General features: G+C 60.8%; 12 protein-coding genes and 1 pseudogene. 6 read left to right on the top strand and 7 right to left on the bottom strand.

The window, feature by feature from the left end:
• The first annotated feature begins 561 nt into the window (after positions 1–561).
• The 6 genes and pseudogenes from ABIB24_RS01935 (at position 562) to ABIB24_RS01915 (ending at position 7,765) form a co-directional block, all read left to right on the top strand.
• The gene (locus ABIB24_RS01935; protein WP_354316031.1) at positions 562–5,121 is read left to right on the top strand and encodes an RHS repeat-associated core domain-containing protein; all 4,560 of its coding nucleotides are present in this window, start codon (positions 562–564) and stop codon (positions 5,119–5,121) included.
• 22 nt (positions 5,122–5,143) lie between these two features.
• Positions 5,144–5,494 carry a hypothetical protein gene (locus tag ABIB24_RS01930; protein ID WP_137164150.1) on the top strand — a complete coding sequence of 117 codons (351 nt, stop codon included), beginning with the start codon at positions 5,144–5,146 and terminating at the stop codon, positions 5,492–5,494.
• Positions 5,495–5,625: 131 nt separating this feature from the next.
• Positions 5,626–5,808, top strand: coding sequence for a PAAR domain-containing protein (locus ABIB24_RS26765; RefSeq protein WP_488192529.1), 183 nt, complete (start codon positions 5,626–5,628; stop codon positions 5,806–5,808).
• A gap of 211 nt (positions 5,809–6,019) precedes the next feature.
• Positions 6,020–6,433 carry a hypothetical protein gene (locus ABIB24_RS01920; RefSeq protein WP_274079921.1) on the top strand — a complete coding sequence of 138 codons (414 nt, stop codon included), beginning with the start codon at positions 6,020–6,022 and terminating at the stop codon, positions 6,431–6,433.
• Between the two features lie 131 nt (positions 6,434–6,564).
• Positions 6,565–6,755, top strand: a pseudogene (locus ABIB24_RS26760) (RHS repeat-associated core domain-containing protein); the annotation flags it as partial.
• Between the two features lie 737 nt (positions 6,756–7,492).
• The gene (locus tag ABIB24_RS01915) at positions 7,493–7,765 is read left to right on the top strand and encodes a DUF3077 domain-containing protein (protein WP_025339381.1); all 273 of its coding nucleotides are present in this window, start codon (positions 7,493–7,495) and stop codon (positions 7,763–7,765) included.
• 231 nt (positions 7,766–7,996) lie between these two features.
• On the opposite strand, the gene madM is transcribed toward ABIB24_RS01915, so the two are convergent.
• The 7 genes from madM to ABIB24_RS01880 all read right to left on the bottom strand — a co-directional run bounded on the left by madM (position 7,997) and on the right by ABIB24_RS01880 (position 12,852).
• Positions 7,997–8,761 (bottom strand): malonate transporter subunit MadM, encoded by a 765-nt coding sequence (madM, locus tag ABIB24_RS01910; RefSeq protein ID WP_024087229.1) that lies wholly within the window; start codon positions 8,759–8,761, stop codon positions 7,997–7,999.
• A gap of 2 nt (positions 8,762–8,763) precedes the next feature.
• Positions 8,764–9,186 carry a malonate transporter subunit MadL gene (madL, locus tag ABIB24_RS01905; protein WP_003258591.1) on the bottom strand — a complete coding sequence of 141 codons (423 nt, stop codon included), beginning with the start codon at positions 9,184–9,186 and terminating at the stop codon, positions 8,764–8,766.
• Positions 9,187–9,390: 204 nt separating this feature from the next.
• Positions 9,391–10,311, bottom strand: coding sequence for a malonate decarboxylase subunit epsilon (mdcH, locus tag ABIB24_RS01900; RefSeq protein ID WP_274079922.1), 921 nt, complete (start codon positions 10,309–10,311; stop codon positions 9,391–9,393).
• The gene (locus ABIB24_RS01895; protein ID WP_274079923.1) at positions 10,308–10,922 is read right to left on the bottom strand and encodes a malonate decarboxylase holo-ACP synthase; all 615 of its coding nucleotides are present in this window, start codon (positions 10,920–10,922) and stop codon (positions 10,308–10,310) included. The genes mdcH and ABIB24_RS01895 overlap by 4 nt, the downstream gene beginning before the upstream one ends.
• Before the next feature lies 1 nt (position 10,923).
• Complete coding sequence (gene mdcE / locus ABIB24_RS01890; RefSeq protein ID WP_274079924.1) at positions 10,924–11,715, bottom strand: biotin-independent malonate decarboxylase subunit gamma; 792 nt, start codon at positions 11,713–11,715, stop codon at positions 10,924–10,926.
• Complete coding sequence (locus ABIB24_RS01885) at positions 11,712–12,560, bottom strand: biotin-independent malonate decarboxylase subunit beta (RefSeq protein WP_025339385.1); 849 nt, start codon at positions 12,558–12,560, stop codon at positions 11,712–11,714. The genes mdcE and ABIB24_RS01885 overlap by 4 nt, the downstream gene beginning before the upstream one ends.
• On the bottom strand, positions 12,553–12,852 hold the full coding sequence (locus ABIB24_RS01880; RefSeq protein WP_024087234.1) for a malonate decarboxylase subunit delta: 300 nt from the start codon (positions 12,850–12,852) through the stop codon (positions 12,553–12,555). The genes ABIB24_RS01885 and ABIB24_RS01880 overlap by 8 nt, the downstream gene beginning before the upstream one ends.

Raw genomic sequence — 12,852 nt, 5'->3', positions numbered from 1 at the left:
GGATTCCCCAGCGGTTTTCCCCGAAACGGGGGGTGGGTTGCAGGTGCTTGTCACAAGATTCTCAGCGCCTGTGAGGTCGAGCGCCGCGCGGGCGGCGCTTCGCAGCCAACAAGTCGCTACCCGTACTGGCCTCATCGCAGGCAAGCCAGCTCCCACAGTTACTGCACATGGCTTGAAGCCGATACGGTCGATGTGGGAGCGGGTTCACCCGCGAACACCGGCGCAGCCGGTGCCATCCATCACGTCGCTTGGTTCAAGGGCCTGCCTGTGACCACTTATTACATCCCCAACACCCTGTAACGCCACGAGTCGAACTTTCCTACACATCTTTCGGAAGCCGGACTAGCGACCCGGAACCCTTGCCTCGTTAGTGTCCGGTGCTTGCACCCCGTGCAATTCACCACACGTGCCCGCATGCGCCAGGAGGCTGCATGCCGGCGTTCACCTGCCCGATGGAATGAACAGCAGGAACACTAATGAGCACACAACACACTCTACGCGTTACCCCAAATACCCTCACTCCAGCCTGGATGATTCATCCCGTCACCTGGGGTACCCACCATGGATAAATGCTCCGGCGTCGTCGCCCCCACCGAGACCTTCGACCAGGACGATGTCGGCGCCAGCACCGAATTGCTGGCGCAATGGCTGACTGACCTCACCGGCCATCTGGTCAACTGGCGCACCGTCATCACCGTCGCGGAGGTATTGCCCGTCGCCGGTTCGGTATTCGCCGCCACCGACGCCATCGGGGACATCATCAGCCTTGTCCAGGGCACTCCGGAATACCGGGCCGACCTGTTCAACTGGGTTGGCCTTGGCATCAACCTGTTCGCCATTGCACCGATACCCGGCATGAGTCCCGCTCGCAAAGTGATGCGGCCGGTGTTGAAGTCCGCGAGGGCTTCCTCCAAGGACGGCATGGCCCAAGCCCTGTTGATCGCGATGGAAAACGCCCTCGCCGACGTCTGCCGGGGCGACCTGGAAAACTTCGTCAAGGAAATCGACCGGCAGTTACAAACCATCCTGGCCGGCTTTGCGCAGAAGGTCGTGGATATCTGCCAGTTCTTCGCAGACCTTATCCGCTCGGCCGCAGACGGCACCGTCAAAAGCACTGCCCTGACCGTTATCTTCCCGGGGTTACGCCTGGTTGCCGAAGCCTCCGATTACGCCAAACGCAAAACCGGCTACGGCTTGAGCAGAGACCAGCTTGGCCTGGGGCCGGACCCAAAACTGCTGGCACTGCTCGAACCCATTGCGCTCAGCCTGGAAAGCCTCGGCCGAATGGCAGGCAACAAGATCGCCCAGACCGGCAACAAGGCCACGCCAGGCAGCCTGGCGGCGATCCTGGATGCGTTGAAGCTGGCCCTGAGCAAGCGCAAGCCTGTAGTGATGCGGGCCAACGTGAATGCCGACGGCAGGGTCACCCAAGTGCGGCGCGTTCACCCACAAAACGGCACGGAAGCAGCCCCGCGGCAACGCCCTGCCCGAGCCGACCCCAACTGCCGCAAAGCCGGGGTCGCCGGTGGCACAGGATGCAGCATCAGCTTTGCCCTGGGCAGCGAAACGATCAGCCACACGGACTTCGCGCTACCCGGCGTGTTTCCCATCAACTGGAACAGAACCTATCGCTCGACTCTAGGCGCCTACGACCATAGCCCGTTCGGCGCCCGCTGGATCACGCCGTTCTCCAGCCGCTTCGACCTGGCCGGGGACACGCTCGTCTACCACGGCATCGATGGCCGTAGCCAGCACTACCCCTTGCCTGATGTCAGCAAGCATCACCACGACCCGATCGAAAACCTGTGGGTCGGACGACCAGAGGCTGACAAGCTGGTGCTGGCGCGCGGGCATGTGATGCATGAGGTGTACGTGCGCGACGGTGACCAGTTCCGGCTGGAGCTGATCTCGCATCAGGGCGGTGCACGCATCGCACTGTTCTATGAGCACCGCCATGCCGACCGTTCTGTGCTGTCCGACCTGGTGACCTACCAGTACGAAACCGCCCATCAGCACATCCACACGCAACTGGACGATCACGGCCAGATCGTCGCCCTGTGGTTGATGCGTGATGGCCAGCCAGAGCGTCAAGTCGCTGGCTATGAATTCGATGCCCAGGGCGACCTGTGCAGTGCGCGTGACGAACATGGCGCGCAGTGGACCTACCAGTACGCCCATCACCTGATCACCCGCTACACCGACCGTACGGGCCGGGGCATGAACCTTGAATGGGTCGGCGGAGGCTCCGACGCCAAGGCCATCCGCGAGTGGGCCGACGACGGCAGCCTGGATACCCGATTGAACTGGGACCCAGATATTCGCCTGACCCGCGTGACCGATGCCAACGGCAACCAGACCCGGCACTTCTACGACAGCTTGGGTTACACCTACCGCATCATCCACCCGAATGGTGACGAAGAATGGCTGTACCGTGACAGGGACAAGAACGTTACCCAGCATGTGCATACTGATGGCACCGCTGACCACTACGTCTATGACAACCGCGGCAATCTGCTGCAGCACACACGCCCGGACTACACGACCGTCCACCACGCCTACGACGACCTAGACCAGCGCTTCAAGACCCGCGATGCCGAGGGCGGCCTGTGGAAGTACGACCATGACCAGCGCGGCAACATCATCGAAACCCAGGACCCACTGGAGAACAAGACCCTCTATACCTACAACAGCGACAACCTGCCCATCGCCATCACCGACGCCAACGGCGGTGAGAAGAAGTTGGCCTATAACCCTGATGGCCAGCTGACGAGCTACACCGATTGCTCAGGCAAGACCACGCAGTGGAAATACAACGCGTTGGGGCAACTGGCCAAACTGATCAACGCCGCCGGCGATGCCACCGAATACCAGTACGAAGCCGGTCAGCTGGTGTTGCTCATCCACCCGGACAAGACCACCGAACGCTTCGAACGTGATGCCGAAGGCCGCTTGCTCAGCCATACGGATGCCCTGCATCGCCGAACCGCCTGGACCTACAACGAAGCAGGGTTGATTCACCAGCGCCACAACGCCAACGACACCACCCTCACCTACCACTGGGACAAGCTCGGCCAACTGGTACGCCTGCGCAACGAGAACAACAGCGAAGCCAGCTTCAAATATGACCCCGTCGGGCGGCTGCTCAAGGAAACCGGCTTCGACAAAGAGACCACTCACTACCTCTACGACAACGGCAGCAACCTGCCCACCCGCCGCGTGGATGGCGACAGGACCACGCACTTCGAGTACGACCCCATGGGCCGGCTCATCCAGCGCAAGGCCGCTCGGCGTGGCGGTGACAAGTGGGAGGTTGAAACCTTTGCCTATGACGGCAATGGCAACCTGCTGGCGGCCAACAATGAGGCCTGCAGGCTGCAATGGTTCTACGATGCTGCCGGCAACAACACGCGCGAGCATCAGTGGCTGGATTATCTGGTCAAGCCACAGGTTGCCGTGTTCAGGCATGAGTACGACGCCCTCAACCAACGCATCGCCACCACCCGCCCCGATGGGCATCGGGTCAGTTGGCTGACCTACGGCAGCGGCCACCTGCTTGCGCTCAAGCTCGATGACCAGGAGCTGATCAGCTACGAGCGAGATGATCTGCACCGGGAGATCGGCCGCGTGCAAGGCAATGGCCTGGTCCAGCGCCAGACCTGGAGCCCGAATGGCCAGTTGCTGGAGCAGACACTGGTTCGCCAAGGTGAATCCAGACGCATAGCGGCGCGCAGCTACCGCTATGACGAAGCCGGCCAGCTATGCCACATCGACGACCTCAACCGTGGCGACCTGCACTATCGCTACGACCCGGTTGGCCGTTTGCTCGAAGCCAGCCGCAACTACGAGAAGGAAACCTTCGCCTTCGACCCGGCGAGCAACCTGCTGGACCCCGAGGCACCACCCAATCCTAATCCGCACTCGCCGCACAAGCTGATGGACAACGTGCTGCGCAGTTACTGCGGCACGCAGTATCGGTACGACGAGCGCGGCAACCTGCAGGAGCGGATTGAGAACGGCAAGACAGGCAAGTTTACCTGGGACCTGTATGACCGGCTGCGGCGCTACGAGGATGAGCGGCTGGTTGTCGAATTTGGCTATGACGCGTTAGGCCGCCGGGTGTACAAGGACTCGCGCTCGAAGTACCGCAAACGGATACAAGCTGGGCCGGTCTGGAACGAGAATGCGCGGCGTGCGCTGGATGAAAAGCTGGGGTGCGATCTGACGCTGTTCATCTGGGACGGCGATACGCTGGCGTTCGAGCAGCGCGGTCGGGATGGTAAGGGGCGGACTACGCACTATGTGTTTGAACCGGGGACTTTCGTTCCGGTTGCGCAAGGGGTGATGAATCACATCGAGGAGATGCTGCATCAGCCGCATTACGACTTCCCGTATGCCATCGACAGAGATCCGGTTTGGCAGCAGAAGCCAACACCGAAGCCGTTCGACGCTCTTGGCTGGTACCAGTGTGATCAGCTCGGTACGCCAATGGAAACTACCGGCGCCAGCGGACAGATACTTTGGAAAGGAAGCTACAAGGCTTGGGGATCAACAGTAGAACAGGTCAGCATCGACCCACCAGAGCATGAATACACCAACACTCGCTTTCAAGGTCAACATTTCGATATAGAAACCAACTTACATTACAATAGATATCGATATTACGACCCTGCTACCGGTCGCTTCATAGGCATTGATCCAATTAGATTTGCCGGCGGCCTAAACGTATACCAATACGCCCCGAACACTACAGCTTGGACTGATCCATTCGGACTATCCAACTGCCCATGCAATCCATGCTCTAAATATGATATAGGAATATATGGCAATCTAAAAAACCGGTCCATGCTTGGTGATAAGCTCGACATCCACCACGCGATGCAAGCTCATCCAGCCTCGCAGGTCATCCCTGACTACAACTATATATCTGCACCAGCAATTGCCGTTCCGAGGGCAGAGCACATACGAATCCCAACCCAAAAAGGGATCTATACTGGAAGTGCAAGGCAACTCCTTGCAAAAGACATAAGAGATCTAAGAGCCCACACCGGAGCGCCAAATGAATGCCTTCAAAACTTGATAAACCTCAATAAAGAAACGTATCCTACATCACTTGCCAAGTAGACATAGGACATTGGGAAAAGCCATGACTAGAGACGATTTTCTTTCACACATAGACACCAGCGTCAAAGAGGCAACAGTTAATGATCTAAAAGAAATATTCACCTCACCCCCTGGAAGGAACCCTGACAAAACATTGAAAACCATTGCAGACTGGCGCTTATCCCTCCAAAAAGAAGATATCGACATTTTCAACACAGTCATAGAAGAGACTGTAAAAGCAACACTATTCAGCTTGTTTTCAGTTATTGATGGCTCAAGAGTCGTCGATAAAAGCATTGATAAATTCATAATCTCAACCAGAAGCCCGCAAGGAGTTACAACACCAATACTCAACACAGACTTTGATCTCCATAGTCATTTCGCGCCCGATTGAGGGGTATCCTCAATGAACAACATATTGAGGATTGGTGACACAACGGACCATGGAGGCGTCGTGATCGGTTACATAGGCAATAATAACCTTAACGGCGAACCCATGGCCGGCAAAGGCACATTGTGCGCGTTATGCAAGGGCGAATTCCCCCCATCATCGAGGGCAATAATACCTACCGCGTCAACGGAGCTCCTGTCGCGCTCGATGGCGAGAAAACCGCGTGCGGCACCCGCTTGACGCAAATGCATCACACGGCAGCGTTCATCGCTAAGCCAAAAGGTGCAACGTCCATGTACCGGGAGCCGGCAACGTAAGCTTTTATAGAGGCCTCAAAGACGATAACTGATATTCACCATATAAGACCGAGCACGGTAGTTCTTGGAAATTGTTCACTGAATCAAAAAATAGCACGCTCGAATGGCTAGCCGACCTTAATGAGCATGGGGACATACTTAGTGGCAAGAAACACAAAGGCCCAACTGGTCGCCAGATAGACTTAAACCTATTAAAGTGCCAGGAAAAGAAATGATAATTTCAGCAGCGGAATTTTTAAGCTTAATCGAAAGCGATGACCCGACACTTAAAAGTCGGGCGATTTCAGACGAAGCCGAGATGCACGTCTGGGAAAGCATGATTGAGCAACATGCGGATTACGAGCTAATAATATCACAAAACAATACTATACCAATCATTATCCTTGCAAAACTGGCCCGCAGTGCTAACTGGAGAACTCGCCACGCCGTGGCTAGAAAACGAAAGCTAGGCCTCGACAGCATACAGCTTTTATCCAGAGACGAAGAACCTCGTGTTAGGCAGGCTATTGCAGCAAATCAAAAAACCCCTATTGAAATCCTAGAACGTTTATCCAAGGACGCCGTCCCAAATGTTAAAAAAGTCGCGCATTACAATTTAGACATACGAAAAAAGCAGCATAGATAGCGTCCAAATATCGCAGATTGAAGCATTGACAACGACGATCTACCTATCGTGGGTCAGCCATTAGTCAAGAACTCGACAAGGTGAGTCCAAGCGCATAGCGGCACGCACCTACCGCTATGACGAAGCCGGCCATTCGCAATCCGCTGCGCTTTCAAGGACAGTATTTTGATATCGAGCAGGGCTGCATTATAACCGGCATCGATACTATGACCCGAGTAATTGGACGATTTATAGGTAAGGATCCAATTGACTCGCAGGCGGACTAAATGTTTACACCTATGCAGCGAACCCCATTGAATGGCTTGATCCCTTGGGGCTTATATCCAACAGAGACTTTAGGCCGACTGCAACTCTCGACAAAAAACCATACGCATTGGAAGGTGCTCAATCCAGAGCGGTCAGAGTGAGGCATTTATTGGACGGTAGAATCAGATACTATGAGCGAGAATCTCCTGCTAGAACCCAAGGACCCACTAGAGGGCGATCACACGCCACCGAGTGGAATCCAAAAACAGGTGAAGTCAGAAGCTGGGAGGAAAGCTATGATCACTCCGGAAATGTCAACCGCATTCATCCAAAGTCAAAAAAATGGAAGAGAAATGAGGCTCCCTCATTACCCTCCAACATTGGCTGACATTGAGCAAGGCTTGGCTGAGCCATCTAGCGCGGCAACTTGCTGGGCCCGCGTAGCGGCCCGATCGCGACACAAGGTCGCTTCAAGAGGACCGCGCAGCCTCCGTAGGACATTTCTGAACATGAAACCAAATGCTTCAGAATGAACCCACTTAGGAATTATCCTACGCGCGCTGCCGAACTATCGCTGTTGTCGGGGAAACACCTCACGGATAACGTTTTCGGGTCGCTCCGGCGACCGGGTGTGAGAACCCGACGGGTAGATTTGGTAACACCGTCATGGTGGCCGTACGTGGGCAGGCTTTTGCCTGGCCGAGTCTTTACCAATTCTCCTCGGTTTCTCACCCCACGTATGGCTGCCACCTTCAATCCGTGAGAAAGATTCTGGTGGCAGTTCCCTTACTAGAGAACTGGAACCCTGAAAAAATGACAGACGAACCCAAAGTCATCCTCACCATCGGCGCAGAGACCTTCCTCGAGGTCGGCAACCCGCCGATCAATCTGCTGCGGGTCCAGCCCGGCATTCCTATTGATGATGCCTACGAGCAAGTGTCGATCCTGCTGAGCTATATCAAGCACCTGCTGCGCGAAGGCGATATGGAGGACGACCACAAGTTCCTGGGCGCCGCCGATTACCTCACGGCCTTGGCCAAGGCTTTGATGAACGAAGTTGAGCTGACCAAGAATACCTTGCGCTAAAGCTCAGGGTCCTGCCTGTGCTGGCCTCATCGCCGGCAAGCCAGCTCCCACAGGTACAGCATTGCTCTCGAGGTTATCGCTGTACCTGTGGGAGCGGCCTTGTGTCGCGATGGGGCGCGCAGCGGCCCCAGGATCTTGGCTGCGGTGCGGATATCGCTGGGGCCGCGTTGCGGCCCTTTCGCGACACAAGGCCGCTCCTACAAGGGGGCTGCGCAGTCCAGCAGATTGATGTCAACCGACCAGGGCGCGTACGCAGAAGTACAGGATCGACGGGCCCATCAGGCAACCCAACCCGGTATGGAAGGTGGCTGTCAGCGCCCCGTACGGCACCAGGCGCCGGTCGGTCGCCGCCAGCCCGGCCGTCACCCCCGACACCGTCCCCGCCAACCCGCCGAACACCATCGCCGAACGTGGGTTGTCCAGCGCCAGCAGGCGCGCCGATACCGGGGTAAACACCATCACCAGGATCGCCTTGATCAGCCCGGTGGCAATCGACAGCGCCATCACGTCCGAGCTGGCCCCCAGCGCCGCACCGGTCACCGGCCCGACGATATAGGTCACCGCACCCGCACCGATGGTGGTCATGCTCACCGCATCACGGTAACCGAAGGCGTAGGCCACCGCAGCGCCGACAATGAACGGCAGCACCGTGCCGAGCAGCAGCGCCACCGCGCCGATCATTCCGGCCCTGCGCGCCTCGGTGGCCTGCACCTCGAAGGCCGTGGCGACAATGGCGAAGTCGCGCAGCATGGCCCCGCCCATCAGGCCGATGCCGGAGAACAGCGCCATGTCGGCCAGGCCTTTCTGGCCACCGGTTATGGTGCCGCCGACCCAGGCCAGCACCAGGCCGATGACGATGGCGATGGCCGAGCCGTGCACGCGGCCGAAGGTCAGGTACTTCGACAGCACCACCGACAACCACATGATCGCGCCCACCACCGCGAAGGCGGTGATCAAACCGTTGTGTTCCAGGGCATTGTCAATGATCGGCCACATGATCAACGCCCTCCTGCAGGGGCAGCCTGCACATTGCTTTCGGGGCCGGCCTCCACTGCCGGCAAGGGTTCGCCGCGGTGGCTGCGGCTGATCAGGGCAATGGTCGCACCGCACACCAGTACCGCACCCACCGCCGCCAGCAACGCCACCGGCCCGCCGTGCAGGGCGGTGACCACGTTCTGCTGGGCAGCCATGGCCACCACCACCGGGATGTACATGGCGCCCCAGAAGCCCACGCCGAACTCGCATTCCTTGCTCATGCCGCCGTTGCGGTGCATGTACAGGCGTGCGCAGATCAGCAGGATCATGGCGATGCCGACCCCGCCCACATTGGATTTGACGCCCAGCAGCACGCCCAGGAAGTCGCCGACGATGACGCCAGCAAGCGTGCAGACCGCCAGCAGTGCCACACCATAGATGATCATTGTTGTTGTCCTCAGGTAGTGTCGAAGTTGCTTGTTGTTGTTCTTCGTAAACACACTTTTGTGCAGCTTTCGCCCCCATGGAACTGAACTCTGTGGGAGCGGCTTTAGCCGCGAACACCGGCGCAGCCGGTGCCATGCACCGCGTTGGATTCTTCGCGGCTAAAGCCGCTCCCACAGGGATCACCATCCGCCGCAGTGCCGCTGTCATCGTTCGTTGGCCACCTCCTGGCGCAGCAGCGCATCCAGGGTGTCCCAGCGGGTGCCTTCAACAGCAACCACCCTGCCCTGTTCGAACACCGGCCGGGCCAGCCCACCGAGCACGTTGCCGGGCGGCAGTGCCAGGTGCAGGCGCACGCCACGCTCATAGGCGTTGCGCAACGTAGCACGCCAGTCGATCACCCGCGCCATGTTGCCGGCCAGGTCGTCGCGCAGACGCTGTGGGTCGAACACCGGCCGTGCGCTGCTGCCGCTGAGGTAGGTGATACGCGGTCGCTGCAGCTCAACCGTGGCGAACGCACTGGCCAGTTCGGCCGCCGGGCCATCCAGCAACGGGCAATGCGACGGCACGCTGACCGCCAGGCGCCGGGCCACGCCCTGGCCCAGCCGACGTGCCTTGGCGGCAACCGCAGCCATCGCGCCATCGCTGCCGGCGATGACGATCTGGTTGTCGCTGTTGAGGTTGGCGACATACACCTCGCCACCCGTATCGCTCAGCAAGCGTTCGACACAGGCCAGGTCCAGGCCGCTGAGTGCGGTCATGCCGTAGCCTTGCGGATAGGCGCGCTGCATCAGTTCGCCACGCAGGGCAACCAGGCGCACGGCATCGGCAAAGCCCAGGGCGCCCGCCGTGACCGCCGCCGGGTAGGCGCCAATCGACAAGCCCGCCACGTAATCCGGCGCGGGGCTGCGCTGCATCAGCCAGTGCGCCCAGGCCACGCCAGCCAGCAGCAGGCACAGCTGCACGGCACGGGTCGTCTGCAGGGCCTGCTGGCTGTCCAGCGCCAGGGCCTGCTGGCCGAGGGTGTCACTGGCCTCTTCCAGCAATTGCCCGGCACCCTCAGGCAGGCGCTGCAGCATGCCCACCTGCTGGGCGCCCTGGCCGGGGAAGGCGAACAGGCTGCTCATGCTGCACGCTCCATCGCTGCCCATGGGTCGCTGACCAGGCGTGGGCCATGGGCCGACTTGAGCAGCACGCGGCGGGCGAAGCCGGCCCACTCACGCAGGGCGACAGCACCCGCCGGGGTTTCCAGCTGCAGGTCGATACGACAAGGCGCGCAATCGAGGATATCCAGCAGCTCACGCGCCTGCGCCCGCGCCAGCGGTTGTGGCGTGCGCAGCAGCAAGTCCAGGTCGCTGTCGGCGTGTACCACCTCCATACCGGTGGCGATCTGGTACCCCACCCCACCTGTCGGCCCCCAGGCCAGGCCGCTGGCATCCAGTACCGGGGCGACCGAAGCCAGGGCCTGCAATGCAGGCCAAGGGCTTTCAGCTTGCCAGCGCAGCGCTTCGGGGCCTTGCTGACACTGGATATCGGCCAGCCGCATCAGTACACCCGACCGCTGCGCCCTGCCCTGGCCACGCAACCCCACCGCCACCCAGCCGTCCGCACAAGTGGCACGGCGCACCACCACCGGCTGGCCGCTCAGCAGCACATGCTGCGCCCAACGCGGCGCATCAGCAGGCAGGCCCGATACGGGCATGCCCCAGAGCAGGTCGTGCGGCCTTGGCGCGTTCATCTCAAGCGCCCTGCCACTGGCGGCGCAGCTGTTCGCGCACCTGGCGCGAGGCGCTGCGGTTTTCGCCCGCCAGCCGCGATGACAGGTCGCTAGAGCTGCCGATGTCGCGCACTGCATCTGCCAGGCAGGCACGTACCTGGGCGATGTCGGCACTGCTCGGCATCTCGGCGTTGTCCACCGCCAGGCGGCGCCACAGCAGGCCCAGCGAGGCGTAGCTGGCCAGGTCGTAGGCCATCGGCGGTACCTCGGCGGCCAGGGCTTCCAGCTGTTCGACACTGCGCAGGGTGATGCGCGCCGCCGCCGCCTTGCCCATGGCGTGCACCATGACCCCGGCATCGTCCAGGGCGATCAGGCGCTGGGCCTGGTAACCGTGGGCCAGGAAGGCACCAGACATGGCCTTGCCGACCAGCAGGCCGATCACCGGGTGCCTCGCCAGCCGCGCCTGGGCATAGGCCTGCACCGCAGCGGCCAAAGCCTGGTGAATACCCAATGCCTCCTCACGGCGGCCATAGGCCTGGCTGGGCACGTCGATCACCGCGACGATGGCGCGCTTCTGGCCGTGGCGGTCAGCCTCGACCGCTTCGCTCACGGCCTTGGCCAGGCCCCAGCCTTCCAGCAGGCCGACTTCGCCCGAGCGCGCCCGGGGGAACGGGTTGTCGGCGTCCGGCACCACGGCGATGAAACGCGCCAGGCGGTTGTCCAGTTCGCCGTCGATTACCCGCAACGACGCGGGGTAGCCGGGCAAGGCTTGCCCGCCGGCCAGGCCCGGCAGCCAGTTCAAGGCACGGTTCATTTGGCTTCTCCTTGGTAAAGGTCACGCACGGCAGCGGCATCCAGTTGCGGGCAGCCATCGCCCAGCCGGGCCAGGCGTTCGAGGAACCAGGCGTGTTGACCGGCGCGATCCCTTGAAGGCTCGTCGAGCAATTGCAGCAAGCGTTCGCGCAACGCCTCGATGTCATCGGCCACATAGGCATCGACCAGGCCGCTGGCGTGGCGCTGCTCGCCGCCGGTCAAGCTCCAGATGAAGGGGCGGTCCTTGGCGTCGTATTCACCGATGCCCGCTTCCTGCTCGATCACCTGCGGGCCGTTGAGGCCCAGGCGGGCTTCGCGGGTGACCAGCAAGTGGCTGCACAGGCCCGCGGCGATGGACATGCCGCCGAAACAGCCGACCGAACCTGCGACCAGGCCGACCACCGGCTGCCAGGCGCGCAGCTCGACAATCGCCGCCTGTATTTCGGCAATCGCCGCCAGGCCCAGGTTGGCTTCCTGCAGGCGTACACCGCCGGTTTCCAGCAGCAGCACGGCGCAGGTGGGGATGCCGTTGCGGTTGTCTTCGATGGCCAGTTCCAGCGCACCGGCGATCTTGGCCCCCCCCACCTCGCCCATGCTGCCGCCCTGGAAGCCGCCTTCGATGGCGGCAACCACAGCGTTGCGCCCGTTCAGCAGGCCCTTGGCGATGACCACGCCATCATCGGCCTGGGGCACGATGCCCTGGCGCGGCAGCCACGGTGACATCAGTCGGTCGAACGGGCCCAGCAGCTCACGGAAGCTGCCCGGGTCGAGCACGGCGCGGGCGCGCTGGCGGGCGCCCAGTTCGACAAAGCTGCGGCTGTGCAGCAGGCGTGCGATATCAGTCATGGGCGATCTCCTCGAAGCCTTGCTCCAGGCGCAGGCGCACTACGCCTGGGGTGGCGCCGAAATCATGGATGTCGATGTTCACGGCCGGCCAGGTGCGGCCCTCGAACAGGCGCTGGAACAGCTGCGCCCAGCGGGCAGCGCTGCCGTTGACCGAGGTCACCACCTGGATTTGCAGGCTGCCGGCGGTGCCGGGTTCGATCAGCACTTCAAGGTCGCCGGAGCTGACGCAGCCCACCAGCGTGCGGCCACGCCCCGGGGCGGCGGCGGGGAATTGAAAGGTCAGGGTTTCCAT

The organism is Pseudomonas sp. UYEF17 (assembly GCF_040546125.1).
In the GTDB taxonomy this organism is placed as follows: domain Bacteria; phylum Pseudomonadota; class Gammaproteobacteria; order Pseudomonadales; family Pseudomonadaceae; genus Aquipseudomonas; species Aquipseudomonas putida_Z.
This window is presented reverse-complemented; position numbering and strand designations above follow the sequence as displayed.

Coding starts and splice junctions, on each gene's coding strand:
- ABIB24_RS01935 (WP_354316031.1), top strand. CDS start 562: ATGGATAAATGCTCCGGCGTCGTCGCCCCCACCGAGACCTTCGACCAG.
- ABIB24_RS01930 (WP_137164150.1), top strand. CDS start 5,144: ATGACTAGAGACGATTTTCTTTCACACATAGACACCAGCGTCAAAGAG.
- ABIB24_RS26765 (WP_488192529.1), top strand. CDS start 5,626: ATGCAAGGGCGAATTCCCCCCATCATCGAGGGCAATAATACCTACCGC.
- ABIB24_RS01920 (WP_274079921.1), top strand. CDS start 6,020: ATGATAATTTCAGCAGCGGAATTTTTAAGCTTAATCGAAAGCGATGAC.
- ABIB24_RS01915 (WP_025339381.1), top strand. CDS start 7,493: ATGACAGACGAACCCAAAGTCATCCTCACCATCGGCGCAGAGACCTTC.
- madM (WP_024087229.1), bottom strand. CDS start 8,761: ATGTGGCCGATCATTGACAATGCCCTGGAACACAACGGTTTGATCACC.
- madL (WP_003258591.1), bottom strand. CDS start 9,186: ATGATCATCTATGGTGTGGCACTGCTGGCGGTCTGCACGCTTGCTGGC.
- mdcH (WP_274079922.1), bottom strand. CDS start 10,311: ATGAGCAGCCTGTTCGCCTTCCCCGGCCAGGGCGCCCAGCAGGTGGGC.
- ABIB24_RS01895 (WP_274079923.1), bottom strand. CDS start 10,922: ATGAACGCGCCAAGGCCGCACGACCTGCTCTGGGGCATGCCCGTATCG.
- mdcE (WP_274079924.1), bottom strand. CDS start 11,715: ATGAACCGTGCCTTGAACTGGCTGCCGGGCCTGGCCGGCGGGCAAGCC.
- ABIB24_RS01885 (WP_025339385.1), bottom strand. CDS start 12,560: ATGACTGATATCGCACGCCTGCTGCACAGCCGCAGCTTTGTCGAACTG.
- ABIB24_RS01880 (WP_024087234.1), bottom strand. CDS start 12,852: ATGGAAACCCTGACCTTTCAATTCCCCGCCGCCGCCCCGGGGCGTGGC.